Origin of the sequence: Streptomyces sp. NPDC087420 (assembly GCF_044744165.1) — a bacterium.
Taxonomy (GTDB): domain Bacteria; phylum Actinomycetota; class Actinomycetes; order Streptomycetales; family Streptomycetaceae; genus Streptomyces.
This window is the reverse complement of sequence record NZ_JBIUXU010000003.1, coordinates 431492-456733: the sequence shown is the minus strand read 5'-3', so window position 1 is coordinate 456733 and position 25242 is coordinate 431492. Positions and strand designations below refer to the sequence as shown.

The window sequence follows — 25242 nt, the reverse complement described above, 5'->3', positions numbered from 1 at the left end:
GATCCCCTCTGCGTGACGGTCCGGTCGAGTCCAGACTTCCGTGGCGGGGGATCCGATACGTCGGGCGCGGGGGCGAGTTCGGCACTACCGCCCGGGGTGGCGGCCCGGCCCGGTTACTCCCGGGGGAGTACAAGGCCCACAGGAGGGCCCGCCGTCAGGACGGCGTACGCGCCGCCGCCAGCAGCAGTCTCTCCGTGTCCGCCACACACAGCCGCAGCGCGCGCCCGACCGTGGACAGCACCTCGCGCTCCGCCGGGATGTACGGCCCGTCGGCGAGGGCGATCCGGGCGCCCTGCACGAGGATCGACTCCCGCCCCGCCGGGGCCAGGTGCGGGGCCAGCGGCTCCAGCGCCTCGTGCAGCTCGATGGCGAGCGCGGCCCCGCACGGTCCCGGGTCGATGATGAACCGGCCGGTGTCGGCGGCGAGCGCCTCCACCAGCTCCGTCAGCCGCTCCTCCGTACAGTCGTCGAAGCCCGCCGCGCGGACCGCGTGGACGGCCGTCTCGCGCACGGTGGAGGAGGAGGTGCCGCCGGCCACCAGGACGGCGAGCGCGACCGTGTGGACGGCGTCGCGCAGCATCGCCGAGAAGCGGACCGTGGTGGGGTGGTCGAGCGCGTCCGTACCGAAGTGGCCGTGGCAGGCGGCGCATTCGACGACAGGACCGGCGGTCCCCCGGTTCAGGAGCGGCACACCGAGGACCGTGAAGCGGCGACGGCCGGTACGGCGGCGGTAGTTGCGGTCGCCTCCGCAGCCGGGGCAGAAGAACTCCCCGTCGCCCACCGTGTTCCAGGACGTACGAATGCCACATATGCGCACTTTTCGGCCACTTGATCCCTGAGCTGGCAGCACGTCGCGCACCTCCGTAACGCTCCGGCAACATTGCCGCGTTGACGTGATGTTAGCCACATCTTCGAAGCGGCGTCAGCACCCCGGCGCGAGATCGCCATGAATGGCTGAACCCCGCCCACCGGTTCGGGTGGGCGGGGTTCGCAAAACCTCAGGTCAGCGGCGTCGGCGGGACGGATCAGCGCGTGGCGCGGTTCACCGCGGAAATGACCGCCTTGAGTGACGCGCGTGTGGTGTTCGCGTCGATCCCGATGCCCCACAGGACCTTTCCGTCGATCGCGCACTCGATGTACGAGGCGGCCTGCGCGCTCGCGCCCTCGCTCATCGTGTGTTCCTGGTAGTCCAGCAGCCTGGCGTCCACGCCGACCGCCGCCAGGGCGTCGAAGAAGGCCGAGATCGGGCCGTTGCCGGTGCCGCTCAGGACCGTTTCCGTACCGTCGACCACGGCCCGTACGGTCAGCGCGTCCTGTCCGTCGGTGCCGGTCGTGGTCTGGCCGGACGTGAGCTGGATCCGGCCCCAGGCGTTGTCGGCGTTGGGCAGGTACTCGTCCTGGAAGACCGACCAGATCTGGCCGGGCGTGATCTCGCCGCCCTCGGCGTCGGTCTTGGTCTGGATGATCCGGGAGAACTCGATCTGCATCCGGCGCGGCAGGTCCAGCTTGTGCCCGTTCTTCAGGACGTACGCGACACCGCCCTTGCCGGACTGCGAGTTGACCCGGATGACCGCCTCGTACGAACGGCCCACGTCCTTCGGGTCGATCGGCAGGTACGGCACCGCCCACTCGATCTCGTCCACCGTGACCCCGCGTGCCCCGGCGTCCGCCGCCATCGCGTCGAAGCCCTTCTTGATGGCGTCCTGGTGGGAGCCGGAGAAGGACGTGTAGACCAGGTCGCCCACGTACGGGTGGCGCGGGTGGATCTCCATCTGGTTGCAGTACTCGCTGGTGCGGCGGATGTCGTCGATCCGCGAGAAGTCGATCTGCGGGTCGATGCCCTGCGAGAAGAGGTTCATGCCCAGGGTCACCAGGTCGACGTTGCCGGTGCGCTCGCCCTGCCCGAACAGACAGCCCTCGATCCGGTCGGCACCGGCCATCAGCGCCAGTTCGGCGGCGGCGACGGCCGTCCCCCGGTCGTTGTGCGGGTGTACGGACAGGCAGACGAACTCACGGCGGGACAGGTTCCGCGACATCCACTCGAAGCGGTCCGCGTGGGTGGACGGCGTCGAACGCTCCACCGTGGCGGGCAGGTTGAGGATGATCTCGCGGCCGGCCTCGGGCTGCCAGACGTCCATGACCGCCTCGCAGACCTCCAGGGCGAAGTCCAGCTCGGTGTCGGTGAAGATCTCCGGGCTGTACTGGTAGCCGAAGATCGTCTCGGGGCCAAGGATCTTCTCCGCGTACTCCATCACCAGCCGCGTACCGTCCACGGCGATCTGCTTGACCTGCTCCTTCGTCCCCCGGAAGACCACACGGCGGAAGGTCGGCGCGGTCGCGTTGTACAGGTGGACCGTCGCGCGGTGGGCGCCTCGCAGGGACTCCACCGTGCGCTCGATCAGCTCCTCGCGCGCCTGCGTCAGGACGGAGATCGTCACGTCCTCGGGGATCGCGCCCTCTTCGATGATCGACCGTACGAACGCGAAGTCGGTCTCGCCCGAGGACGGGAAGCCGACCTCGATCTCCTTGTAGCCCATGCGCACCAGCAGGTCGAACATCTCACGCTTGCGCGCCGGTGACATGGGGTCGATCAGGGCCTGGTTGCCGTCCCGCAGGTCGGTGGAGAGCCAGCGCGGCGCGGTGGTGACCCGCTTCTCGGGCCACGTACGGTCCGGGATCGCCACGGCCTCGTACGGGCCGTACTTGTGGATCGGCATTCCGGAGGACTTCTGGGTGTGGGTCGCGTTGGTCAGGGGCGTGGGGCGGCCGACAGAAGTGGCGGAGGGGTCAGACATGGCGCAGGGGCTCCTCGTGTGTCCGCTGGGACGGCCGACGGGGCGGGAAAACCGCAACACCAGACTCCGCGGGGAGGGGGTCGGCCTGCGACTACAGACCCTCGCCGCGGCAGCTAAGGAGAAGCAGCCCGAAACGCATGATGCGTGGCACTGTAGCCGAGCCCGGGCGTCCGGGACCGTCCGTATCAGTATGCGGGACCGAATACCGGCAGATCACTCCATTTCAGCCATCATGGTGGCTTTGAGTGACAGTGCGGCTACGCGATGCCACATTCTTCTTATGGAAGCCACTCGTTCAGCAGCCCCGAACCCCGTCTTCTGCACGATCGTGCCGCCGCACGTACTCGACAAACTCGCCAGGTCCGACGATCCGGCCCTCTCCGGACCCGCCCGCCGCACGCTGGAGGCGGACTCCGCGCGCCGTACGCGCCGCGCGCTCACGACCACCCTGGGGGCGCCCGCGGCCTCCGACGCGCCGACCGGCAAGCCGGTGCGCACGATCCACGACTGCGGGCACCGTACGGCCCTGCCGGGCAGGAAGGTCAGGTCCGAGGGCGACGAGCCGGGCGCGGACGCCACCGTCAACCGCGCGTACGCCGGGCTCGGTGCCACGTTCGAGCTGCTGCTGTCGGCGTACGGACGCGACTCGCTGGACGGCGCCGGGCTGCCGCTCGTCGCGAGCGTCCACTACGACCGGGACTACGGGAACGCGTTCTGGGACGGCGAGCAGATGGTGTTCGGCGACGGCGACGGGGAGATCTTCCTCGACTTCACGCTGCCGGTCGACGTGATCGCGCACGAACTGGCCCACGGCCTCACGCAGTACACGGCGAACCTCAGCTACTACGGCCAGCCGGGCGCCCTCAACGAGTCCGTGTCGGACGTCTTCGGCTCCCTGGTCAAGCAGTACACCCTGGACCAGACCGCCACCGAGGCGGACTGGCTCATCGGCGCCGGGCTGCTCGCCCCGCGCGTCACGGGTGTGGCGCTGCGCTCGATGAAGGAGCCGGGCAGCGCGTACGACGACGACGTCCTCGGCAAGGACCCGCAGCCGGGGTCGATGGACGACTACGTGCGCACGGGGCGCGACAACGGGGGCGTGCACATCAACTCCGGCATCCCCAACCGCGCGTTCCACCTGCTCGCCACGCAGCTCGGCGGGAAGTCCTGGGAGCGGGCGGGGCAGATCTGGTTCGACGTGCTGACCGGCGGCGGCCTGGAGGTCGACGCGAACTTCACGGACTTCGCCGGGCTGACGGTCGCGGCGGCGCGCACGCGCTTCGGGGACGGCACGGCGGAGCACGAGGCCGTGGTCAAGGCGTGGGCGGAGGTCGGCGTCCCGACTGCGTGAGCCGCCCTCCCACCCGTCGGGGTCCGGGCGCGTGAGCGGCGTGAGTCGCCCTCCCGCGAACGGCCGGTGTGCGTTAGACAGGACCCATGCGGATCGACGTACGGCGCACAGGCGGTTTCGCGGGCATCGAACGCAGGGCCGGGATCGACATCTCGGCCCTGCCCGACACGGCCGGCTGGCGGGCACTGGCGGAACAGGCGGTCGCGGACGCCCAGGAGGCGCCCGCGCCGGTGGTGCCCGATGGCTTCAGCTATACGGTCACGGTCGACGGCCGGGTCTTCCACTGCGCGGACCCACATCTGTCCGAGGCACAGCGCACGCTCGTCTCACGCGTCCTCAAGGAAGGCGCCTGAGGCGGTCGCCGCCTCGAAGGTGTCACCCGCGCCGACCGCGAAGTCCCGTACGGCCGCGTCCAGGAAGGCCCGGTGGCCGTAGCGCCCCGGGAGGTAGCCGGTCCGCTCCAGCTCGGCCATGCCGTGCAGCAGGCACCACAGGCGGCGGACGAGCAGCCCCTCGTCGGCCGGCCGGAACCGGCCCGCCGCCACGGCCCGCTGGATCGCGCCGTTCGGCACGCGGAGCACGTACAGCCCCATCTCCCGGTGCGCGACGCCCGGTTGGAAGCCGGACAGTCCGGAGCCACCGAACAGCACGGCGTAGACGTCGGGTTCGGCGAGGGCGAACTCCCGGTACGCGCGGCAGAGCGCGAACAGCTCGGCGACCGGGTCCTCCTCGTCCTCACCGACCTCTCGGAGCCGTTCCAGGAAACGTGCGAACCCCTCACGCAGGACATCGGTGTGATCAGTGGTCGACACGACAAGAAGAATAACGGCGTGACGGGGCGATCACGGGGTGTCGGCCGGACCCAAGAGGTGGGGGCCGGACCTCAGAAGCCCAGCTTGCGCAGCTGCTTCGGGTCGCGCTGCCAGTCCTTGGCGACCTTCACGTGCAGGTCGAGGAAGACCGGCGTACCGAGCAGCGCCTCGATGTGCTTGCGGGACTTCGTCCCGACCTCCTTGAGCCGCTTGCCCTTCGGGCCGATGATGATGCCCTTCTGGCTGGGCCGCTCGATGTAGACGTTCGCGTGGATGTCGAGCAGCGGCTTGTCCGCCGGGCGGTCCTCGCGGGGCAGCATCTCCTCGACGACCACCGCGATGGAGTGCGGCAGCTCGTCCCGTACCCCTTCCAGCGCGGCTTCCCGGATCAGCTCGGCGACCATGACCATCTCGGGCTCGTCCGTGAGGTCGCCCTCGGGGTAGAGCGGCGGGCTCACCGGGAGCAGCGGGACGAGGAGGTCGGCCAGAAGGCCGATCTGCTGGTCGCCGACCGCCGACACGGGGACGATCTCGGCCCACTCCAGGCCGATCTCCTTGCCCAGCTGGTCGATGGCGATGAGCTGCTCGGCGAGCGTCCTGGACTCGACCAGGTCCGTCTTGGTGACAACGGCGACCTTCGGCGTCTTCTTGATCGCCGCCAGTTCCTTGGCGATGAACCGGTCACCGGGGCCGAGCTTCTGGTCGGCGGGCAGGCAGAAGCCGATCACGTCGACCTCGGACCAGGTCGCGCGCACGATGTCGTTGAGGCGCTCGCCGAGGAGCGTGCGCGGCTTGTGGAGGCCGGGGGTGTCGACCAGGATCAGCTGCGCCTCGGGCCGGTGGACGATGCCCCGGACGGTGTGACGCGTGGTCTGCGGCCGGTTCGAGGTGATGGCCACCTTCTGACCGACCAGAGCGTTCGTGAGGGTGGACTTGCCCGCGTTGGGGCGGCCGACGAAGCAGGCGAAGCCGGCCCGGTGGGGGGCTTCGGCTGCTTCGGCTGCCTCGGACGAAGAGGGGGTACGAGCGCTCATGGCGCCCATTGTCCCCGATCGTTCACGCCCCGCCGACCAGATGTGCGCCGATCCGGCCCCGGGCGCCCGGGGCGGCGGGCCGCCGGGCCGCCCTCAGCCGGCCTGGACGGTCGCGCGCGGAACGCCGTCGGGGCCCGCCAGCAGCACGGGGGTCAGGTCCCCGCCGAGGTCACGCACGGCGGCGCGGTCCTCGTCCGCGACGGCGGCGGCCTCCGAGACGACCGCCGCGGCCTCCAGGGAACCGGCCCCGCTGGCGACGGCCATCGCGACGGCCGTCCTGAGGGCGCTGAGCTTGAGGGAAGGCAGGTCGACCGTTCCGGCGACGTACGTCCTGCCGGTGTTGTCCCGTACGGCCGCGCCCTCGGCGACTCCGTTGCGGGCGCGGGCGCCGCGGGCCAGCGTGATGATCTTGCGGTCCTCGGGGTCGAGTTCGGGACCGGGGCCGGTGCTCTGCGTCATGGGGTGAGCATAGGAGCCGGACCGCCGCGCCCGCGACGGCCCCCGGCCGGTCAGGCTCCCACCGGTCAGGCCTCCGCCGGTCAGACCGCGAGCGGGTACAGCGAGCCGCGCCGGCCCTCCGGGCTCGCCAGCCACTCCAGCTTCGCCGCCGTCCCCGTCTCGGGCAGCGGGGTCTGGAGGACGATCGCGAGGTCGGGCCTGGCGGGCACCCTGAGGTGCGTGGACTCCACGTACAGCGTGCCGACCACCGGATGCTCCAGCTCCTTGCGCACCTGCCCGGCGGGCGCGATGTCCCGCTGGTTCCAGAGCACCGCGAACTCCTCGCTGGACGCCATGACCTCCTCAACCACGGCCTGGAACCCCTCGTCGTCGGGGCACTCCGAGCGGGCCGCCCGGAACTGCGCGACGACCAGCGGCGCGATCTTCTCCCACTGCTTGTGCCGGGCGCGGTAGATCGGGTCGGTGAAGAACGTGATGAGGCAGTTCCGGGGACCCCCGGCCCGCATCCCGAGCACCGCGCCGGCCGCGTCGTTGAACATCACCGTGTTCCAGTAGCAGTCCATGATGTGCGCGGGGTACGGCATCCACGCGTCGATCATCCTGCGCAGCCCGTCACACATGTCGGCGGCCTCCGGATGCACCTGCGGCGCGGGCGGGTTGAGCCCCGCCAGGACGTACAGGTGACGGCGCTCGATGGCGGTCAGCCGCAGCACCCGGGCCACCGAGTCGAGGACCTGCGGCGAGACGGTGATGTCCCGTCCCTGCTCCAGCCATTGGTACCAGGACACCCCGACACCCGCGAGGACGGCGACCTCCTCGCGCCGCAGTCCTGGTGTACGGCGCCGGGCACCGCCGCCCGGCAGCCCCGCCTCGCCCGGGGTGACCCGGGCGCGCCTGCTCATCAGGAACTCGCGCAACTCGCCGAGGCGACGCGTCCTGCCGGTCTCCGTGGTCACGAAGAACTCCCCCTGCCGCCCTGCTGTCTGGTGGTCCCACCAACAGGATAAGTTCCCGCTCCCCACGGCTATTCCGGCGACCGCAGGCTGTGGCCATGGCACTCGAGACCTCCGCCCCGACCCCGCCGGACAGCACCGGCACCCCTGCCCAGGCATCCGCCCCGGCCCCCGGCCAGGCCACCGTCCCGGCCTTCGACCACCCCCCGGCGCCCGCTCCCGCGCGGCTCACCGGCCGCGCCAGACTGATCCTCTTCGTCCTGTGCGCCGCGCAGTTCATGGTGGCGCTCGACTTCTCCGTACTGAACGTGGCCCTGCCGGTCCTCGGCAAGGACCTGGGGATGAGCCGGTCGGCCCTCCAGTGGGGCGTCACCGCGTTCGCCCTGCCGTCCGGCGGCTTCCTGCTGCTCTTCGGCCGGATCGCCGACCTCTACGGCCGCCGCAGGCTCTTCCTCACCGGCCTCGCCGTCTTCGGCTCCGCCTCGCTGCTCGCCACCCTCGCCCGGAGCCCCGAGGTGTTCCTGGCGGGCCGGGCGCTCCAGGGCCTCGGCGCCGCGGTCATCGTGCCGACCGGGATGTCGCTCCTCACCACCACGTTCCCCGAAGGCCCGCAGCGGGACCGGGCGCTGGGCATCAGCGGCACGCTGCTCTCGCTGGGCTTCACCGTCGGGATGGTGCTCGGCGGAGTGATGACGGACACGCTGGGCTGGCGGTCCACCATGGGGCTGCTGGCGGTCGCCGCGGTGATCGTGCTCGCCCTGGCGCCCGGGCTGCTGCCCGAGTCCCGTACCCCCGAGCGGCCGCGCCTCGACGTCCCCGGCGCCGTCACCGTCACCGGCGGTCTGCTCGCGCTGATCTACGCCCTGTCGACCGCCGCCGAGCGCGGCTTCGGCGGCGCCGACGTCCTGACGACGCTCGTCGCGGGCATCGCGCTGCTGGTGGCGTTCGCCGTGGTCGAGTCCCGCAGCCCCGCTCCCCTGGTCTCCCTGCCGATGCTGCGGCGGCGGACCGTGGCGTGGGGCAATCTGGGCGGACTGGTCACCTTCTCGATGATGAGCACGGTGGTGTTCGTCCTCACCCTCTACTTCCAGGAGACCCTGGGCCTCAGCTCGTTCGAGACGGGTCTGGTCTTCGGCTTCCAGGGGGTGATGTCGGTGGTCGCGGGCATGCTGGCCCCGAAGGTGATCGGCCGCCTCGGCGCCCGCAGGACGCTGGCGGGCTCCCTGCTCGGCCAGGGGGTGTTCACCGCCGCGCTGCTGGGCATCGGCGCCGGTTCGGGGGTGCTCCTGGCCACGGCGGCCATCTCGCTGGCGAGCATGTGCCATCTGGGCGCGATCATCTCGTACGGCCTGACCGTGACGTCCGGCGTGCCGGACGAGGAACAGGGTCTCGCCACGGGCCTGGTGACCACGACCCAGCAGGTCGGCCTCACCATCGGGATCCCGCTGCTGGGCGTCCTCGCCACCACGCACGGCGGCCTCTACGACGGGGTCAGGCTGGTCCTCGCGGCGGACGCGGCGATCGTGGTCGCGGCGGCGCTCCTGGTGGCGGTGGGTCTGAGGGGGCGGCGCGCGGTGGGGCGCGGGCGTCCTGAGGAACGGCCGTGAAGGGCTCCGCCCAAAGCACTCCATAGCGTGAAATATTCCGGCCTTCCCTTGTTTGACCTGGGGTATCGTCCCGTTCACCCCCTGTTCAAGGTTTCCTTGACCGGCGCCGCGAGCAGCGATCGCTCTCCCCCCTCCGCCGGTGAGCCGAGCAAGAGAGACAAGGCCCATGAAGCGCATACTCATCCGCTCCGGCAAGAGCCCGTTCCATGTCGCGTCGCGTGAGGAGTTCCTGCACCAGGATCTGATCGGCACGAACTCCGGCAACCTGCTGTTCAGCGACGCCACCCACAAGATCCTGCTCACGGAGCACACCGAGATCACGTCCAACGGTCTGCGGACCGACACGAGCGCCGCGCGGGCGAAGGAGATCAACGAGCGGTACGACGTTTTTGTCGTCCCGCTCGCCAACGCCTTCCGCCCGTCCTTCAAGACCTCCCTGGACCGGCTGTCCGCCCTCATCGAGCAACTCACCATTCCCGTGGTGGTCCTGGGCGTCGGGGCCCAGGCCAACGAGAACTTCGACGTCAAGCGGCTGGGCCCCATCGAGGCGTCCGTGAGACGGTTCTGCCGGGCGGTGCTGGAGAGATCGGCGTCCATCGGCGTCCGCGGTGAACTGACCGCCTCGTACCTCCACAACCTGGGCTTCTCCGAGGACGAGGTCGACATCATCGGCTGTCCTTCGATGTTCCTCCACGGGGAGACGTTCCCCGCCCTGAGCCGGCCGGGCACGATCGACGCGGCGTCCCGGATAGCGATCAACCTGTCGCCCGGGGCCGTCACGGTGGGGGACGTGGCCGGGCTCGCCGACCACGCGTACCGGCGCTTCCCCCACCTCACGTACTTCGCGCAGAACATGACCGACGCCCAGCTGCTCTTCTGGGGCGACACCTCGGAGGCCTCGGGGACCGAGGAGGCGCTGCCGCGCCGGCTGTCGCACCCGCTGTTCCAGGAGAACAAGGTCAGGGTCCCGCTGGACCCCAGGACGTGGCTGGAGGAGCTGTCCACGTTCGACTTCGCGTACGGGACGCGCATCCACGGCAACATCGCGGCGCTCCTCTCCGGCACCCCCGCCGTCGTCCTGGTCCACGACTCGCGGACGCTGGAGCTCTGCCAGTACTTCGACATACCGCACCGGATGCTCCGGGGACTGCCCGGCGACATCCACCCCGCGGACCTGTACGAGCGGGCCGACTACCGGCCGCTGGTGGACGGGCACCCGGAGCGCTTCCGCCGCTTCCGCGACTTTCTCGACCGGAACAACCTCCAGAACACCTTCACCCACGGGGACGGCGGCGCGGCCTACGAGGCCCGCCTCGCCGCGCTGAAGCTGCCGTCGCCGATCGGCGTGTGGGACGGCTCCGACGACGGCGCGCTCCAGTACCGCATCAGCCGGCTGCACGAGCGGGCGGAGCGGAGCGAGCGCGCCGTGACCTCGCTCACCAAGCAGAACAAGGAACTCCAGAAGCTGGTCGCCGATCTGGAGAAGCGGCTGTCGGGCGTCGAGCGCCGGGCCGCGGTACGGATAGGCCCGGCCATACGCCGCCGGGTCCGCCGCACCAAGACCGACAACGCGTAAAGGGGCGGCGGCCGTTCGGGAGCGGCCTCGGAGGGGCGGCCTCACAGGCGCGGGCCTCACAGGCGCGGACTCTCAGGGGCGGTCGAGCCGGAGCCGGTCCGCCCTGGGCAGGGCGGCCACGACCAGGTCGTACGAGTCCTCGATCAGTTCGCGGACCATCCGGGCGGGCAGGCCCGCGACCGTCACCGTGTTCCAGTGGCGCTTGTTGAGGTGCCAGCCGGGGACGATCTGCGGGTGGGCCGCCCGCAGCCGGACCGCCTCCTCCGGATCGCACTTGAGCGAGACCTTGAGCGGGCGCTCCTCCGGCGCGCAGAACGCGAAGATCCTGCCGCCGACCCGGAACACCGTCAGGCCGGGGCTGCCCGGGAACGGGACGTCGTGCGACGTCCCGTTCAACTCCAGGCAGCAGGACCGCACTTCGGCCGCCGTCAGGTCACCGGCCGCACCGGCAGCCGCGGGCTCCCCCGGTGCCGTCACGGATGCGGCTGCCGCGCGGGCTCCGGCTCCGCCAGGACCGTCACGATCTTGTTGCGGCGGCCCGCCGGGGACTCCGCCGTCAGCCGCAGCGTCCGGCCGTCCGGCAGGTCGACCTTGGCGCTCGCCCCGGCGATCGGCACCCGGCCCAGCGCCTTCGCAAGCAGCCCGCCGACCGTCTCCACGTCCTCGTCGTCGAACTCGTCGAGCCCGAACAGCTCCCCGAGGTCCCCGATGTCCAGCCGGGCCGTGACCCGGTAGGAGCCGTCGCCGATCTCCTCGACCGGGGGCAGCTCACGGTCGTACTCGTCGGTGATCTCGCCGACGATCTCCTCCAGGATGTCCTCGATCGTGACGATGCCCGCCGTACCGCCGTACTCGTCGATGACGACCGCGACGTGGCTACGCTCCTGCTGCATCTCGCGCAGCAGGTCGCCCGCGTTCTTCGTGTCCGGGACGAAGGCCGCCGGGCGCATCGCCGTAGAGACCAGGTCGGCCTCCGAGTCCCGGTTGATGTGGGTCTTCCTGACCAGGTCCTTGAGGTAGACGATCCCGACGATGTCGTCCTCGTTCTCCCCCGTCACCGGGATGCGCGAGAAACCGGAGCGCAGCGCCAGGGTCAGCGCCTGACGGATCGTCTTGGACCGCTCGATGGCCACCAGATCCGTACGCGGCACCATCACCTCGCGCACGAGCGTGTCCCCCAGCTCGAAGACGGAGTGCACCATCCGGCGCTCGTCGTCCTCGATCAGGGACTCCTGCTCGGCGAGGTCCACCATCGCGCGCAGCTCCGCCTCGCTGGCGAACGGCCCCTTGCGGAAGCCCTTGCCGGGAGTGAGCGCGTTGCCGAGCAGGATCAGCAGCTGCGGGATCGGGCCCATGACCCTGGCCAGCGGCAGCAGGACGTACGCGGACGCCGTGGCCACGTTCAGCGGATGCTGGCGGCCGATCGTGCGCGGCGAGACCCCCACCGCGACGTACGACACCAGGACCATCACGCCGATGGCGACGACCAGCGCCACCCACGTGTCGTCGAACCCGTTGAGGCAGACGTACGTGACGAGCACCCCGGCGGCCATCTCGCAGGCGACCCGCACCAGCAGGGCCACGTTCAGGTAGCGCGTGGGGTCGGCGGCGATCTGGGCGAGCTTGGCCGCGCCCCGGCGCCCCGACCTGACGGCCTCGGCCGCCCGGAAGCTGGAGACGCGCGCCAGCCCCGCCTCGGCCGACGCCGCCAGCCAGGCGACGACGACCAGGGCGACGGCCCCGACGATCAGTTGGGCGGTCACGAGACGGTCGGCGCGGGCGAGGGCCCTTCGAGCCCGTGCTCGGCCCGCCACCCGTCGACGATCGCCGCCTGGAGGCCGAACATCTCGGCCTTCTCGTCCGGCACCTCGTGGTCGTACCCGAGGAGGTGCAGCACCCCGTGGACGGTGAGGAGCTGGAGCTCCTCGTCCATGGAGTGCCGCGTCGGCGCTTCCTCGCCCTGCCTCTTGGCGACCTCGGGGCAGAGCACGATGTCACCGAGGAGCCCCTGGGGGGGCTCCTCGTCGTCCTTCACCGGCGGACGCAGCTCGTCCATCGGGAAGGACATGACATCGGTCGGACCCGGCAGGTCCATCCACTGGAGGTGCAGTTGCTCCATGGCGGCCTCGTCCACCACGATCACCGAGAGCTCGGAGAGCGGGTGGATGCGCATCCGGGTGAGCGCGTAGCGGGCGACGTCGAGAATCGCCTGCTCGTCGACCTCGGTGCCTGACTCGTTGTTGACGTCGATCGACATGGTGCGGTGTGACTCTCCCGATTAGTGCCGCGCGGGCTTCGTTCAGCGGTGCTGTTCGCTTCGTTCAGCGGTGCTGTTCGTTGCCGTTGAGGCTGTCGTACTGCTCGTAGGCGTCGACGATACGGCCGACGAGCTTGTGCCGTACGACATCCTCCGACGTCAGCCGGGAGAAGTGCACGTCGTCGACGCCTTCCAGGATCTCCTGGACCTGCCGCAGACCGCTCTTCGTGCCGCCCGGGAGGTCGACCTGCGTGACGTCACCCGTGATCACGATCTTCGATTCGAAGCCGAGGCGGGTGAGGAACATCTTCATCTGCTCGGGGCTGGTGTTCTGCGCCTCGTCCAGGATGATGAACGCGTCATTCAGGGTCCTACCGCGCATGTACGCCAGCGGCGCGACCTCGATCGTGCCCGCCGCCATCAGGCGGGGGATCGACTCGGGGTCGAGCATGTCGTGCAGCGCGTCGTAGAGCGGGCGCAGGTACGGGTCGATCTTCTCGTAGAGCGTCCCCGGCAGGAAGCCGAGCCGCTCCCCCGCCTCGACGGCGGGTCTGGTCAGGATGATCCGGCTGACCTGCTTGGACTGGAGCGCCTGGACCGCCTTGGCCATGGCGAGATAGGTCTTGCCGGTACCGGCGGGGCCGATGCCGAAGACGATCGTGTTCTTGTCGATCGCGTCGACGTACCGCTTCTGGTTGAGGGTCTTGGGGCGGATCGTGCGTCCACGGCTGGACACGATGTTCTGCGTGAGCACCTCGGCGGGGGTCTCCTCGCCGTCGGCCCCGCCGTTCTCGCTCGCCCTGAGCATGGCGATGGAACGTTCCACTGCGTCCTCCGTCATCGGCTGACCGGTGCGGAGCACCAGCATCATCTCGTCGAGCAGGCGCTGGACGAGCGCGACGTCCGCCGCGCTGCCTGTCGCACTGATCTCGTTTCCCCGGACATGGATGTCTGCGGCCGGGAACGCCTTCTCGATCACACGCAGCAGGGAATCCCTCGAACCCAGGACCGTCACCATCGGGTGGCTGTCGGGGACGGTGAACTGGGCACGCGCCTGCGCCGGTGCGGGGGTCCGGTCTGTAGGTGTCTGAGTCATGGGCCGGCACTGTGGCCTGCACATACCTCCCGTTGCAGGGTTCTCGCCGCTCGACAACCTCTGGAGCACCAGCCTACGACTCCGCACCGACAACACCGTAGGACTTTTCCGCGCGCCTTCCGCGCGCCCTTCCTCCGCGCCCCGCCACGCCCCCCGGGCGGCGGTATGCCGCCCGGGGGCCGGATCAGCCGACGCGGCCGAATCCGATGGTCGGTACGGCCCTGCGCAGCGGCCACGGCCTGCTCGGCGCGGGCAGCAGGCCCTCCAGGAAGCCGTACCGCCGCAGCGCCGCCGGATCCTGGTCGGGAACCCCCTGCACCGACCGCCACCAGGTCGCCACCTCCGACCAGCCGGGCGCGGAGAGCGACCCGCCGAACTCCTGCACCGACAGCGCGGCGGTCAGCCCGGCGAAGGCCAGCCGGTCCGCGAGCGGCCAGCCGGCGAGCGTACCGGTGACAAATCCGGCCACGAAGACGTCCCCCGCGCCCGTCGGGTCGAGGGCCTCCACCGCGATGGCCGGGACCCGCGCGCTCTCGCCGGTGCGCCCGTCCACGGCGTACGCGCCCTCCGCGCCCAGCGTGACGACCGCCAGCGGCACCTTCTCGGCCAGCTTCCAGGCGGCCTTCCTGGGGTCGTCGGTGCGCGTGTAGCGCATCGCCTCCTCGGCGTTGGGCAGGAACGCCTCGCAGTGCTCCAGGTCCACGAGCCCGGCGAGGTCCCAGCGGCCCGAGTCGTCCCAGCCGACGTCGGCGAAGATCAGCGACCCGTGGGAGGCGGCCCGGCCGATCCAGGGGTCGCCCCGGCCCGGCAGCAGGGCGGCGATGGCGGCCCGCGCGCGCGGCGGGCACTCGGGCAGGGCGCCCTCGGGCGGCGGGGCCTCGTGGCCGTGCGAGACCATCGTCCGCTCGCCCTCGTACGCCATGGAGACGGTCACCGGCGAGTGCCAGCCGGGAACCTTGCGGGAGCCGGACAGGTCGATGCCCTCGCCCTGCTCCAGCGCGTCCCAGCAGTACTCCCCGTAGTGGTCGTCGCCGAAGGCCGCGGCGAGCGAGGTCCGCAGTCCGAGGCGGGCGAGGGCGGTCGCCATGTTGGCGATCCCGCCGGGGCTGGAGCCCATCCCCCGGGCCCAGGACTCGGTGCCGCGCACGGGGGCGGCGGCCAGGCCGGTGAAGATGATGTCGAGGAAGACCGTGCCCGTGAGGTAGACGTCGCACCGCGGATCGTCCGGGGCGCGCAGTGCGCCCAGCGGGTCGACGGCGGCGGTCCGGTCCTGCGGCTCTCCGTCGGGTGGGGTGAATGTGGTCACGGCGGGCTCCCCGATCGCGTGCGGATCAAGACAGTCTGCCCGATGCGCGGCGTGGCGGCAGGTCGGCAGGTCGGAGGCCCTTCCGTGTCCCGGGCGGCCGGACGAACCGTACGTTTCAGGCCGTCCGGGCCGGGCCGGGCACCGTCGCCCGGCCGCCGGCCCGGGCCGGCCCCCGCGCTGGTTCAGCCCGCGCTCCGGGTCAGGCGCCGCGCGGGGGCAGCGGCACCCGCACCAGGTCGGCCGCCACGGTCAGCTCGCCCGCGAAGCCCGCCGCCCGCGCCTGCCGTTCGAACGCCTCCGGGTCCCCGTACCGCTGCGAGAAGTGGGTGAGCACCAGGTGCCGTACCCCCGCGTCCCGTGCCACCCGCCCCGCCTGGCCCGCCGTGAGGTGGCCGTGGTCGGTGGCGAGCGCCTCGTCCTCGTCCAGGAACGTCGATTCGATCACCAGCATGTCGCACCCCTCGGCGAGCGTGTACACACCGTCGCAGAGGCGGGTGTCCATGACGAAGGCGAAGCGCTGTCCGGTACGGATCTCGCTGACCTCGTCCAGCGTGACCCCGCCCAGGACCCCTTCACGCGCCAGGCGGCCGACGTCCGGGCCCGCGATGCCGTGGGCGGCCAGCCGCTCCGGCAGCATCCGGCGCCCGTCGGGCTCGGTGAGGCGGTAGCCGTACGACTCGACGGGGTGCGAGAGGAGGTGCGCCTCCAGCGTGTACGCGGCTGTCCGCGCCAGGACTCCGTCGCCGGTGACCGGCGCCTCGGTCAGCCGGACGGTCTCGCGGTAGGCGGTCGCGTACCGCAGCCGCTCGAAGAAGTGCTGTCCGCTCGCCGGGTAGTGCGCGGTGACCGGGTGCGGGACGCGGTCGAGGTTGATGCGCTGGATCACCCCGGCCAGCCCGAGCGCGTGGTCTCCGTGGAAGTGCGTGACACAGAGGCGGTTGATGTCGTGCGCGGCGACCCCGGCCCGGAGCATCTGCCGCTGGGTGCCCTCGCCCGGGTCGAAGAGCAGGCCCTCGCCGTCCCAGCGCAGCAGATAGCCGTTGTGGTTGCGGTGGCGCGTGGGCACCTGGCTGGCGGTGCCCAGGACGACCAGTTCTCGTACGGACAAGGCGCTTATCCAGGAGGCCAGTTGAGGCCCCGGCCGCCCAGCAGGTGGGCGTGGGCGTGGAAGACGGTCTGGCCGGCGCCGCTGCCGGTGTTGAAGACGATCCGGTAGCCGGTGGTGTCGGCCTTCTCCTCGGCGGCGAGAACCCCGGCCTCGGTCAGCAGGTCCGCGGCGATCCGCGGTTCGGCGGCGGCGAGCGAGGCCGCGTCGGGGTAGTGCACCCGGGGGATGACGAGGATGTGCGTGGGGGCCTGCGGGTGGATGTCCCGGAAGGCGACGGTGGTCGCCGTCTCGCGGACGACGGTGGCCGGCACGTCCCCCGCCACGATCTTGCAGAACAGGCAGTCGGCCTGCGGTTCTCCTGCCATGGGTTCTGGCCCTCCTCGAATCCGGCGATCACGGTGACCACGGCGATCACGAGCGGCCCATGCTAGCGGGCGGAAGCCGTACGGATCAGGACCAGCGGCCGGTGCGGGCCATGACCACGGCCACCGCCGCCGTCCCCGCCGTGGACGTACGCAGGACGCTGTGGCCCAGCCGGTACGGCTTCGCGCCCACCGCGGCGAAAGCCGCCAACTCCTCGGGGGACACACCCCCTTCGGGCCCGACGACGAGCACGACGGAACCCTCGTGGGGCAGTTCGGCCGAGGCGAGCGCGGCGCTCGCCGCGTCCCGGTCCTCGTGCAGGACGGCGGCGAAGTCGGCCGTCGCCAGCAGCGCGGCGACCTGCTTCGTACTCATCGCGTCCGCCACCTCGGGGAACCGCACCCGCCGCGACTGCTTCCCCGACTCCCGTGCCGTGGAACGCCACTTGGCGAGCGCCTTCGCGCCCCGCTCACCGTTCCACCGCGTGACGCACCGGGAGGCCGCCCACGGGACGACGGCGTCCACGCCGGTCTCCGTCATGGTCTCGACGGCCACCTCGCCCCGGTCCCCCTTGGGCAGGGCCTGTACGACGGTGATGTGCGGGGTCTCGGGCGGTTCGTCGGCGTACGCGTCCAGCTGGACGATCAGCCGGTCCTTGCCCTCCGTCCCGAGCACCACGCAGTCCGCCCAGCGGCCCTTGCCGTCGGTCAGGACGACGTCCTCGCCGGCGTGCAGCCGCTTCACGGACACCGCGTGCCGCCCCTCGGCCCCGTCCAGGACAAACCGCCCGGCCGGTCCCGCGCCGAACCCGTCCACCACGAACACCGGCGCGGTCACGAGGCGTTGCCCGGCCTGCCGAGGGCCGCGCCGGCCACCTCGAACTCGGTGACGAGGACGTTGACCAGGGTCGCGGCCGGCAGGTCGCGGGCCAGCCGGTGGCCCTGCCCGGCCCACAGCGCCATGCCCTGCGCGTCGCCGACCTTCGCGGCGGCCTTGCGCAGCCCGGCGGTGACGTGGTGCACCTCCGGGTAGGCGGCCGGGGCGTACTTGCCGTGCTCGCTCATGAAGCGGTTGACGAGGCCCCGGGCGGGGCGGCCGGAGAACGCGCGCGTCAGCTGCGTCCGTACGAACAGCGGGTTGGTCATGGCGTCCTTGTGCAGCGCGCTCGCCCCGGACTCCGGGCACACCAGGAACGCGGTGCCGAGCTGCGCCGCGTCCGCGCCCGCCGCCAGCACCCCGGCGATCTGGCCGCCGCGCATGATGCCGCCGGTCGCGATGATGGGGAGGTCGACGGTCTCCTTGACCAGCGCGAGCAGCGCGAGCAGCCCGAGGCCCACGCCGTCGTTCTCCGGGTCGTCGCGGTGGGTGCCCTGGTGGCCGCCGGCCTCGATGCCCTGGACGCAGACCGCGTCGGCGCCGGACCACTGGGCGGTCTGGGCCTCTTCGGGGGTGGTGACGGTGACGACGGTGAGCGTGCCGACCTTCGCGAAGGCGTCGAGGGTCGTACGGGTGGGGCAGCCGAAGGTGAACGAGACGACCGGGACCGGGTCGTCCAGCAGGATCGCCAGCTTCGCCTCGTACCCGTCGTCCCGGCCGCTCTCCGGGTCGCCGAGCGGGGTCTCGTACCAGGTGGCCTCACCGGCGAGCTGGTTGCGGTAGACCTCGACGGCGGCGCTGTCCGCGTACTGCGGCTGGGGCATGAAGAGGTTGACGCCGAAGGGGCGCGAGGAGAGACCGCGCAGGTGCTTGATCTCCTCGTACATGACATCGACCGATTTGTACCCGGCGGCGAGGAACCCGAGCCCGCCGGCGTCGGAGACGGCCGCGGCGAGCTGCGGGCAGGAGGCACCGCCCGCCATGGGGGCCTGCACGATGGGATACCGGCAGAGATCGGTCAGTGCGGAGGACATGCGAAGCATGGTGCCATGTCGCTGGCCGCTCGGGGGATCCGGGTGTGCGCGGCCTGCGGCCGCAGTGTGTCCTCGATCGCCGGACGGGCTTGATTTCAGCCCCGCCCGGCGATCAAGGACAACGGTCAACGCTGATCAAGGACGTCTGTCAACGCCCGTTGAAAGCGTCCTTCAATCTGGAGAACAGGCCCTGCTGGCCCGGCTGGAACTGGCCCAGGGGCCGTTCCTCGCCGCGCAGCACCGCCAGCTCCCGCAGCAGGCGTTCCTGCTCCGCGTCCAGCTTCGACGGGGTCGTGACCTCGACGTGCACGATGAGGTCGCCGCGCCCGCCGCCGCGCAGGTGGGTGATGCCCCGCCCGTGCAGCGGGATCGACTGCCCCGACTGCGTGCCGGGACGTACGTCGATGTCCTCCAGGCCGTCCAGCGTCTCCAGCGGGCACTTGGTGCCCAGGGACGCCGCCGTCATGGGGACGGTCACCGTGCAGTGCAGGTCGTCGCCGCGCCGCTGGAACGTCGCGTGCGGCAGCTCGTGGATCTCCACGTACAGGTCACCGGCGGGGCCGCCGCCGGGGCCGACCTCGCCTTCGCCCGCGAGCTGGATCCTCGTGCCGTTGTCGACACCCGCCGGGATCTTGACCGTGAGCGTGCGGCGCGAACGGATCCGCCCGTCACCGGCGCACTCGGGGCACGGCGTCGGCACGACCGTACCGAAGCCCTGGCACTGCGGGCAGGGCCGCGAGGTCATGACCTGGCCCAGGAAGGACCGCGTGACCTGCGAGACCTCGCCGCGACCGCGGCACATGTCGCAGGTCTGCGCCGAGGTGCCCGGCGCCGCCCCCTCGCCCGAGCAGGTCGTGCAGACCACGGCCGTGTCGACCTGGATGTCCTTGGTGGTGCCGAAGGCCGACTCGTTGAGGTCGATCTCCAGCCGGATCATCGCGTCCTGGCCGCGCCGCGTCCGCGAGCGCGGCCCGCGCTGCTGCGACGTACCGAAGAACGCGTCCATGATGTCCGAGAAGTTGCCGAAGCCGCCGGCTCCGAAACCGCCCGCGCCACCGGCGCCGCCGCTCGCCGACAGCGGGTCCCCGCCGAGGTCGTAGACCTGCTTCTTCTGCGGGTCCGACAGCACCTCGTACGCGGCGTTGATCTCCTTGAAGCGCTCCTGCGTCTTGGGATCGGGATTGACATCCGGGTGCAGCTCGCGGGCGAGCCTGCGGAATGCCTTCTTGATCTCGTCCTGAGACGCGTCGCGGCGCACGCCGAGAACGGCGTAGTAGTCCGTGGCCACTTACGACTCCGCCAGGATCTGTCCGACGTAACGTGCCACTGCGCGTACCGCTCCCATCGTTCCGGGGTAGTCCATGCGGGTCGGTCCGACCACGCCGAGTTTGGCGACTGCCTCGTCGCCCGAACCGTAGCCGACCGCGACGACGGACGTGGAGTTGAGGCCCTCATGGGCGTTCTCGTGCCCGATACGTACGGTCATGCCCGGGTGCTCCGCCTCACCCAGCAGCTTGAGGAGCACGACCTGCTCCTCCAGCGCCTCCAGCACCGGCCGGATGGTGAGCGGGAAATCGTGCCCGAAGCGGGTGAGATTGGCCGTACCGCCGATCACCAGCCGCTCCTCGGTCTCCTCGACCAGCGTTTCGAGCAGGGTCGCGAGCACCGTCGTGACGACCCCGCGGTCCTCCTGCTCGAACGAGTCGGGAAGATCCTGCACGAGCTGCGGGACGTCCGAGAAACGGCGTCCGACGACCCGGCTGTTGAGCCGGGCCCGCAGATCCGCGAGGGCGGTCTCCCCGAAGGGCGCGGGGCAGTCGATCATGCGTTGTTCGACCCGGCCGGTGTCCGTGATCAACACGAGCATCAGCCGGGCGGGCGCCAGGCCGAGCAGCTCCACGTGCCGCACCGTCGAGCGGGTCAGCGAGGGGTATTGCACCACCGCGACCTGCCGGGTCAGCTGCGCGAGCAGCCGTACCGTACGGCCCACGACGTCGTCGAGGTCGACCGCGCTGTCCAGGAAGTTCTGGATGGCCCGGCGCTCCGGCGACGACAGGGGCTTGACCCCGGCCAGCCGGTCCACGAAGAGCCGGTAGCCCTTGTCGGTCGGGATACGGCCGGCGCTGGTGTGCGGCTGGGCGATGAAGCCCTCGTCCTCCAGCACCGCCATGTCGTTGCGGACCGTCGCCGGCGACACGCCGAGCTTGTGCCGCTCGGTGAGCGCCTTGGAGCCGACCGGCTCCTCGGTGCCGACGTAGTCCTGGACGATCGCGCGGAGCACTTCGAGTCTGCGTTCACTGAGCATCGCGCACACCTCCCGCTGTCGTCCGTCGGATCCGGCTTGGCACTCACCCGGAGGGAGTGCCAGCATCCCCCCGACAGTGTACGGCTGTGGGGTACGCCCCTAGCAAGGGTGACCGACCACGCTACCGCGCGAGACCGCGCGTCATGAGGCCGACCGGCGAATCGGGGGCGGTCCTGCCGCTAGCGTCGTCGTATGGACATCCGTTGGGAAGAGCACGGGTGGGAGCGGCTGTCCGCGCGGGCGGGCCGGTGCCGGCTGCCCGGGTGGGACGCGACCGCCGGACTCGTGGCCGGTGAGACCGGCGTCCTGCTGTACGACACGGGCTCGACGCCCCGGGAGGGCGCGGCGCTGCGGGCGGACGTGGCCGCCCTGCTGGGCCCCGGGCGGCCCGTCACGCACGTCGCGCTGAGCCATCCGCACTTCGACCACGTGCTGGGGACGGCGGCGTTCACGGAGGCGTCCACGGAGACGTCCACGGAGGCGGAGGTGTACGGGGCGGTGGGCCTCGCGGAACTGCTGGCCCGGGGCGGCGGCGCGCTGTACGAGGACGCCGTGCGCGAGGGTGTGGACGCGGCGGAGGCGGCCGGGGCGCGCGACGCGCTCGTCCTGCCGGGACACGCGGTGTCGGGCGAGCTGACCCTGGACCTCGGCGGCCCGCGGGTGCTGCTGGCGAACGTGGGGCCCGGCCACACGGCCCACGACCTGGCCCTGCTGGTCCCGGCGGGGGACGGCTCCGCGCCGGTGGTCTTCTGCGGCGACCTGGTGGAGGAGTCGGGGGAGCCGCAGGCGGGTCCTGACGCGATCCCGGCGCGGTGGCCGGCCTCCCTGGACCGGCTGCTGGCGCTGGGCGGGGAGGACGCGGTGTACGTACCGGGGCACGGGGCGGTGGTGGACGCGGCGTTCGTACGGGCCCAGCGGGACGCGCTGGCGGTACGTTTCGGCGTGTCGCTGTAGCGGGCCTCCCGTCCGTTTATCGTCTTGGCCATGCGCAGCTACAGCCCCGACCTGACCCCTCCGTGGAAGAAGCCGACCCCGGCGCCGGAGGTGCCCGCCGAACCGGATCTGGTGGTCGAGGAGGCCGCGACCGGGTTCTGCGGCGCGGTGATCCGCTGCGAGAGGACGGCGGAGGGGCCGACGGTGACCCTGGAGGACCGCTTCGGCAAGCAGCGCGTCTTCCCGCTGGCGGTCCGGGGCTTCCTGCTGGAGGGCCGGGTGGTCACGCTGGTCCGCCCGACGGCGGGGGGTCCGGTACGGCCCACCCGTACGGCCTCCGGATCGATCGCCGTCCCCGGGGCGCGCGCCCGCGTGGCCCGCGCCGGGCGGATCTATGTGGAGGGCCGGCACGACGCGGAGCTGGTCGAGCGCGTCTGGGGCGACGACCTGCGGATCGAGGGCGTGGTGGTCGAATACCTGGAGGGTGTGGACGATCTCCCGGCGGTGGTCGCGGAGTTCGCCCCGGCGCCGGACGCGCGGCTGGGCGTCCTGGTCGACCATCTGGTGCCGGGATCGAAGGAGTCCCGGATCGCGGCGGCGGTGACGGGCGCGGACGTCCTGGTCGTGGGCCACCCGTACATCGACGTCTGGGAGGCCGTGAAGCCGTCCTCCGTGGGCATCACGGCCTGGCCCCGGGTACCGAGGGGCGAGGACTGGAAGACGGGTGTGTGCCGGGCGCTGGGCTGGCCGGAGAACACCGGGGCCGCCTGGCAGCACATCCTGTCCAGGGTCCACTCGTACCGCGACCTGGAACCGACGCTGCTGGGCTCGGTGGAGCGCCTGATCGACTTCGTCACGGAACCGGCCGCCTGAACGTCAGGCCTCTGCGAAACGTCAGGCCTATGCCGCCGCGTACCGCCAGAACTCACGCATCAGGGCGGGCGGGGTGGGACTGGCCATCGCCCGCTGGGTGAGCAGGATGCTGACCGCGCCGGTCGACGGGACGACGTGCGCGGCGGTGCCCGTACCGCCGACCCAGCCGTACCGCCCCGGCACGTTCCACGGATCGACGGCCTCCACGTCGACCGAACCGCCGTAGCCCCAGCCCTGGCCCTCCAGGAACAGCTCACCGGCGGCGCGCTGGGCGCGGGTCAGGTGGTCGGTGGTCATCAGCCGCACCGACTCGGCCGACAGCAGCCGCTTGCCGCCCGTGCTGCCGCCGCCGAGGAGCAGCCGGGCGAAGGCGTACCAATCGTCAACGGTCGAGACGAGCCCGCCCCCGCCGGAGGGGAACGGCGGCGGCTCGCTCCACTGGCCGGCGGGGGCGTCGATCAGGGTGAGGTCGTCGCGGTAGTAGCTGGTGAACCGGTCGAGGCCGCCGGCCGGCAGGGAGAAGCCGGTGTCGTTCATGGAGAGCGGCTCGAACAGCCGCTCGGCCAGGAACTCGCCCAGGGGCCGGCCGGTGACCCGGGCGACCAGGACGCCCTGGATGTCGGAGCAGATGTTGTACAGCCACGCCTCGCCCGGCTGGCGCAGCAGCGGGATGCGGCCGAGCCTGGCCATCCAGTCGTCCGGCTCCGGGACGGCCTGCGGCTGCGGGGGCCCTTGCAGCAGCTCGCTGAAGAGCAGCGCGACGGCGGGCAGCGAGAAGTCGGCGGGGAAGCCGTACCCGGCGCGGGAGGAGAGCAGGTCGGCGACGGTGATCGGCCGGTCGGCCGGTACGACGTCGTCGACAGGAGCGTCGGGCGTACGGACGACCATCGGCGCGACCAGCTCGGGCAGCCACCGCCGGACGGGATCGCCGAGGGCGATCAGCCCGTCGTCCACCAGCATCATGACCGCCGCGGCGGTGACGGGCTTGGTGAGCGAGGCGATACGGAAGATCGAGTCCCGAGCCATCGCAGAGGTGCCCTCGGTGTCGACGGCCCCGGCGACCGCCACCTCGACCTCTCCGTCCCGGGCCACCAGCCCTACGGCGCCGGGCACGGTTCCGTCGTCGACACGGGCGAGCAGCAGGTCGTGCAGCGTGGTCATGGCTCCACCTCTCCGAAAATCACGGTCAAAGGGAGGGACCCGCCCCGCACCAAAAATTCATCGGTGCCCCGTCCAGTTCCTCAGTCCACCAGATCCCTGACGACCGCGTCCGCGAGCAGCCTGCCCCGCAGGGTCAGGACGCCCCGGCCCTCGTCGTACGGTCCGGGCTCCAGCAGGCCGTCCGCGACGGCGCGGGCGGCGGCGGCGAGTCCGGCCGTCGCCAGCAGCGGGAGCGGCACGCCGTCGGACAGCCGCAGTTCCAGCAGGATCCGCTCGACGCGGCGGTCCTCCGCCGTCAGGATCTCCCGGCCCGCGCCGGGTGAGCGGCCCTCGGCGAGGGCGGCGGCGTACGCGCCCGGGTGCTTCACGTTCCACCAGCGGACCCCGCCGACGTGGCTGTGGGCGCCGGGGCCGGCGCCCCACCAGTCGGCGCCGCGCCAGTACAGCTCGTTGTGCAGGCAGCGGCCCGCCTCGGTCGTCGCCCAGTTCGACACCTCGTACCAGGAGAACCCGGCCTTCGCGAGCACCTCGTCCGCGATCAGATAGCGGTCCGCGTGCTCGTCGTCGTCCGTCATCGGGACCTCGCCGCGCCGGATGCGGCGGGCGAGCTGGGTGCCCTCCTCCACGATGAGCGCGTAGGCGCTGATGTGGTCGGGTCCGGCGCCCACGGCGGCGTCGAGCGAGGCGCGCCAGTCGTCGTCGCTCTCGCCGGGGGTGCCGTAGATCAGGTCGAGGTTGACGTGCTCGAACCCGGCGGCCCGCGCCTCGGCGACGCACGCCTCGGGGCGGCCGGGGGTGTGCGTGCGGTCCAGGACCTTGAGGACGTGCTGCCGCGCGCTCTGCATGCCGAAGGAGATCCGGTTGAACCCGCCGTCGCGCAGGGCCGCGAGGTATTCCGGGTCCACGGATTCCGGGTTCGCCTCGGTGGTGATCTCGGCGTCGTCCGCGAGCCCGAACTCGTCGCGGACGGCTCCCAGCATCCGTACGAGGTCTCCGGCGTCCAGAAGCGTGGGTGTGCCGCCCCCGACGAAGACCGTCCGGACGGGGCGCGGGTCGTCACCCAGGACCTTCCTGGCCAGGCGCACCTCGTCGATCAGGGTGTCGGCGTAGTTGTCCCGGGAGGCCAGCACGCCGCCGGAGCCGCGGAGCTCGGTGGCGGTGTAGGTGTTGAAGTCGCAGTATCCGCAGCGGGTGGCGCAGTAGGGGACGTGCAGGTAGAACCCCAGCGGCCGCTGGGCCGCGCCGTCGAGGGCGTGTGGGGGGAGGGCGCCGGTCTCGGGCATGGGGTCGCCGTCGGGCAGTACGGATGGCATGGACCCAGTGTCGCGCACGCGTGGCGGCCG

General features: G+C 71.8%; 25 protein-coding genes. 6 read left to right on the top strand and 19 right to left on the bottom strand.

Annotated elements, in window-relative coordinates; all coding sequences use genetic code 11:
• Positions 1 to 154 precede the first annotated feature (154 nt).
• Together ACIO1C_RS08155 and leuA are read right to left on the bottom strand one after the other, a co-directional pair.
• Positions 155 to 817 carry a TerB family tellurite resistance protein gene (locus ACIO1C_RS08155; protein WP_401859768.1) on the bottom strand — a complete coding sequence of 221 codons (663 nt, stop codon included), beginning with the start codon at positions 815 to 817 and terminating at the stop codon, positions 155 to 157.
• Between the two features lie 208 nt (positions 818 to 1025).
• The gene (leuA, locus tag ACIO1C_RS08150) at positions 1026 to 2795 is read right to left on the bottom strand and encodes a 2-isopropylmalate synthase (protein ID WP_401859766.1); all 1770 of its coding nucleotides are present in this window, start codon (positions 2793 to 2795) and stop codon (positions 1026 to 1028) included.
• A gap of 280 nt (positions 2796 to 3075) precedes the next feature.
• Between leuA and ACIO1C_RS08145 the strand changes: the two genes are divergently transcribed.
• Positions 3076 to 4146: a M4 family metallopeptidase gene (locus ACIO1C_RS08145; RefSeq protein WP_401859764.1), complete on the top strand. Its 1071-nt coding sequence runs from the start codon at positions 3076 to 3078 to the stop codon at positions 4144 to 4146.
• 86 nt (positions 4147 to 4232) lie between these two features.
• Positions 4233 to 4499, top strand: coding sequence for a protealysin inhibitor emfourin (locus ACIO1C_RS08140; RefSeq protein ID WP_401859762.1), 267 nt, complete (start codon positions 4233 to 4235; stop codon positions 4497 to 4499).
• On the opposite strand, the gene ACIO1C_RS08135 is transcribed toward ACIO1C_RS08140, so the two are convergent.
• The 4 genes from ACIO1C_RS08135 to ACIO1C_RS08120 form a co-directional block, all read right to left on the bottom strand.
• A complete protein-coding gene (locus ACIO1C_RS08135) occupies positions 4473 to 4958 on the bottom strand; it encodes a TetR-like C-terminal domain-containing protein (protein WP_401859760.1) in 486 nt (161 codons plus the stop codon). The genes ACIO1C_RS08140 and ACIO1C_RS08135 overlap by 27 nt on opposite strands.
• Before the next feature lie 71 nt (positions 4959 to 5029).
• A complete protein-coding gene (gene era, locus ACIO1C_RS08130; protein ID WP_401859759.1) occupies positions 5030 to 6001 on the bottom strand; it encodes a GTPase Era in 972 nt (323 codons plus the stop codon).
• 84 nt (positions 6002 to 6085) lie between these two features.
• The gene (locus ACIO1C_RS08125; RefSeq protein ID WP_401859757.1) at positions 6086 to 6451 is read right to left on the bottom strand and encodes a cytidine deaminase; all 366 of its coding nucleotides are present in this window, start codon (positions 6449 to 6451) and stop codon (positions 6086 to 6088) included.
• Positions 6452 to 6531: 80 nt separating this feature from the next.
• Positions 6532 to 7353, bottom strand: a complete 822-nt coding sequence (locus tag ACIO1C_RS08120) for a helix-turn-helix transcriptional regulator (RefSeq protein WP_401859994.1) — start codon at positions 7351 to 7353, stop codon at positions 6532 to 6534.
• A gap of 149 nt (positions 7354 to 7502) precedes the next feature.
• Here ACIO1C_RS08120 and ACIO1C_RS08115 point away from each other — a divergent pair, with 149 nt between their 5' ends.
• Together ACIO1C_RS08115 and ACIO1C_RS08110 are read left to right on the top strand one after the other, a co-directional pair.
• On the top strand, positions 7503 to 9011 hold the full coding sequence (locus tag ACIO1C_RS08115; RefSeq protein WP_401859755.1) for an MFS transporter: 1509 nt from the start codon (positions 7503 to 7505) through the stop codon (positions 9009 to 9011).
• 166 nt (positions 9012 to 9177) lie between these two features.
• Positions 9178 to 10587: a polysaccharide pyruvyl transferase family protein gene (locus ACIO1C_RS08110; RefSeq protein ID WP_401859753.1), complete on the top strand. Its 1410-nt coding sequence runs from the start codon at positions 9178 to 9180 to the stop codon at positions 10585 to 10587.
• Positions 10588 to 10659: 72 nt separating this feature from the next.
• Here ACIO1C_RS08110 and ACIO1C_RS08105 read toward each other — a convergent pair whose 3' ends face one another.
• The 11 genes from ACIO1C_RS08105 to hrcA all read right to left on the bottom strand — a co-directional run bounded on the left by ACIO1C_RS08105 (position 10660) and on the right by hrcA (position 20932).
• Complete coding sequence (locus tag ACIO1C_RS08105) at positions 10660 to 11019, bottom strand: MmcQ/YjbR family DNA-binding protein (RefSeq protein ID WP_401859992.1); 360 nt, start codon at positions 11017 to 11019, stop codon at positions 10660 to 10662.
• 41 nt (positions 11020 to 11060) lie between these two features.
• Positions 11061 to 12350, bottom strand: coding sequence for a hemolysin family protein (locus ACIO1C_RS08100; protein ID WP_401859751.1), 1290 nt, complete (start codon positions 12348 to 12350; stop codon positions 11061 to 11063).
• Positions 12347 to 12844, bottom strand: a complete 498-nt coding sequence (gene ybeY / locus ACIO1C_RS08095) for an rRNA maturation RNase YbeY (RefSeq protein WP_161312613.1) — start codon at positions 12842 to 12844, stop codon at positions 12347 to 12349. The genes ACIO1C_RS08100 and ybeY overlap by 4 nt, the downstream gene beginning before the upstream one ends.
• 64 nt (positions 12845 to 12908) lie before the next feature.
• Positions 12909 to 13940, bottom strand: a complete 1032-nt coding sequence (locus tag ACIO1C_RS08090) for a PhoH family protein (RefSeq protein WP_401859749.1) — start codon at positions 13938 to 13940, stop codon at positions 12909 to 12911.
• A 184-nt stretch (positions 13941 to 14124) separates the two neighbouring features.
• Positions 14125 to 15246 (bottom strand): carbohydrate kinase family protein, encoded by a 1122-nt coding sequence (locus ACIO1C_RS08085; RefSeq protein WP_401859747.1) that lies wholly within the window; start codon positions 15244 to 15246, stop codon positions 14125 to 14127.
• Positions 15247 to 15445: 199 nt separating this feature from the next.
• Positions 15446 to 16354 (bottom strand): ribonuclease Z, encoded by a 909-nt coding sequence (locus ACIO1C_RS08080; protein WP_401859746.1) that lies wholly within the window; start codon positions 16352 to 16354, stop codon positions 15446 to 15448.
• A 5-nt stretch (positions 16355 to 16359) separates the two neighbouring features.
• Positions 16360 to 16719, bottom strand: a complete 360-nt coding sequence (locus tag ACIO1C_RS08075) for a histidine triad nucleotide-binding protein (RefSeq protein WP_401859744.1) — start codon at positions 16717 to 16719, stop codon at positions 16360 to 16362.
• Between the two features lie 85 nt (positions 16720 to 16804).
• Complete coding sequence (locus tag ACIO1C_RS08070; RefSeq protein WP_401859742.1) at positions 16805 to 17554, bottom strand: 16S rRNA (uracil(1498)-N(3))-methyltransferase; 750 nt, start codon at positions 17552 to 17554, stop codon at positions 16805 to 16807.
• A complete protein-coding gene (locus tag ACIO1C_RS08065; protein ID WP_401859740.1) occupies positions 17551 to 18627 on the bottom strand; it encodes a nitronate monooxygenase in 1077 nt (358 codons plus the stop codon). The genes ACIO1C_RS08070 and ACIO1C_RS08065 overlap by 4 nt, the downstream gene beginning before the upstream one ends.
• A gap of 148 nt (positions 18628 to 18775) precedes the next feature.
• Positions 18776 to 19915 (bottom strand): molecular chaperone DnaJ, encoded by a 1140-nt coding sequence (gene dnaJ / locus ACIO1C_RS08060; protein WP_401859738.1) that lies wholly within the window; start codon positions 19913 to 19915, stop codon positions 18776 to 18778.
• Positions 19916 to 20932: a heat-inducible transcriptional repressor HrcA gene (gene hrcA / locus ACIO1C_RS08055; RefSeq protein ID WP_356422269.1), complete on the bottom strand. Its 1017-nt coding sequence runs from the start codon at positions 20930 to 20932 to the stop codon at positions 19916 to 19918. It lies immediately after the preceding gene.
• Positions 20933 to 21124: 192 nt separating this feature from the next.
• Between hrcA and ACIO1C_RS08050 the strand changes: the two genes are divergently transcribed.
• Both ACIO1C_RS08050 and ACIO1C_RS08045 read left to right on the top strand, forming a co-directional pair.
• Entirely contained in the window at positions 21125 to 21886 is a 762-nt protein-coding gene (locus ACIO1C_RS08050; RefSeq protein ID WP_401859736.1) for an MBL fold metallo-hydrolase, read from the top strand.
• 30 nt (positions 21887 to 21916) lie between these two features.
• Complete coding sequence (locus ACIO1C_RS08045; protein ID WP_401859734.1) at positions 21917 to 22738, top strand: DUF3097 domain-containing protein; 822 nt, start codon at positions 21917 to 21919, stop codon at positions 22736 to 22738.
• A gap of 27 nt (positions 22739 to 22765) precedes the next feature.
• Here the strand turns inward: ACIO1C_RS08045 and ACIO1C_RS08040 are convergent, their stop codons facing one another.
• Entirely contained in the window at positions 22766 to 23899 is a 1134-nt protein-coding gene (locus ACIO1C_RS08040; protein ID WP_401859733.1) for a serine hydrolase domain-containing protein, read from the bottom strand.
• An 80-nt stretch (positions 23900 to 23979) separates the two neighbouring features.
• Positions 23980 to 25212 carry a radical SAM family heme chaperone HemW gene (hemW, locus tag ACIO1C_RS08035; RefSeq protein ID WP_401859731.1) on the bottom strand — a complete coding sequence of 411 codons (1233 nt, stop codon included), beginning with the start codon at positions 25210 to 25212 and terminating at the stop codon, positions 23980 to 23982.
• Positions 25213 to 25242 lie beyond the last annotated feature (30 nt).

Bases quoted from the DNA above. Each gene is read 5' to 3' on its own strand.
- leuA (WP_401859766.1), bottom strand. From the start codon at position 2,795: ATGTCTGACCCCTCCGCCACTTCTGTCGGCCGCCCCACGCCCCTGACC.
- ACIO1C_RS08145 (WP_401859764.1), top strand. From the start codon at position 3,076: ATGGAAGCCACTCGTTCAGCAGCCCCGAACCCCGTCTTCTGCACGATC.
- ACIO1C_RS08140 (WP_401859762.1), top strand. From the start codon at position 4,233: ATGCGGATCGACGTACGGCGCACAGGCGGTTTCGCGGGCATCGAACGC.
- era (WP_401859759.1), bottom strand. From the start codon at position 6,001: ATGGGCGCCATGAGCGCTCGTACCCCCTCTTCGTCCGAGGCAGCCGAA.
- ACIO1C_RS08125 (WP_401859757.1), bottom strand. From the start codon at position 6,451: ATGACGCAGAGCACCGGCCCCGGTCCCGAACTCGACCCCGAGGACCGC.
- ACIO1C_RS08120 (WP_401859994.1), bottom strand. From the start codon at position 7,353: ATGAGCAGGCGCGCCCGGGTCACCCCGGGCGAGGCGGGGCTGCCGGGC.
- ACIO1C_RS08115 (WP_401859755.1), top strand. From the start codon at position 7,503: ATGGCACTCGAGACCTCCGCCCCGACCCCGCCGGACAGCACCGGCACC.
- ACIO1C_RS08110 (WP_401859753.1), top strand. From the start codon at position 9,178: ATGAAGCGCATACTCATCCGCTCCGGCAAGAGCCCGTTCCATGTCGCG.
- ybeY (WP_161312613.1), bottom strand. From the start codon at position 12,844: ATGTCGATCGACGTCAACAACGAGTCAGGCACCGAGGTCGACGAGCAG.
- ACIO1C_RS08090 (WP_401859749.1), bottom strand. From the start codon at position 13,940: ATGACTCAGACACCTACAGACCGGACCCCCGCACCGGCGCAGGCGCGT.
- ACIO1C_RS08075 (WP_401859744.1), bottom strand. From the start codon at position 16,719: ATGGCAGGAGAACCGCAGGCCGACTGCCTGTTCTGCAAGATCGTGGCG.
- ACIO1C_RS08065 (WP_401859740.1), bottom strand. From the start codon at position 18,627: ATGTCCTCCGCACTGACCGATCTCTGCCGGTATCCCATCGTGCAGGCC.
- hrcA (WP_356422269.1), bottom strand. From the start codon at position 20,932: ATGCTCAGTGAACGCAGACTCGAAGTGCTCCGCGCGATCGTCCAGGAC.
- ACIO1C_RS08050 (WP_401859736.1), top strand. From the start codon at position 21,125: ATGGACATCCGTTGGGAAGAGCACGGGTGGGAGCGGCTGTCCGCGCGG.
- ACIO1C_RS08045 (WP_401859734.1), top strand. From the start codon at position 21,917: ATGCGCAGCTACAGCCCCGACCTGACCCCTCCGTGGAAGAAGCCGACC.
- ACIO1C_RS08040 (WP_401859733.1), bottom strand. From the start codon at position 23,899: ATGACCACGCTGCACGACCTGCTGCTCGCCCGTGTCGACGACGGAACC.
- hemW (WP_401859731.1), bottom strand. From the start codon at position 25,212: ATGCCATCCGTACTGCCCGACGGCGACCCCATGCCCGAGACCGGCGCC.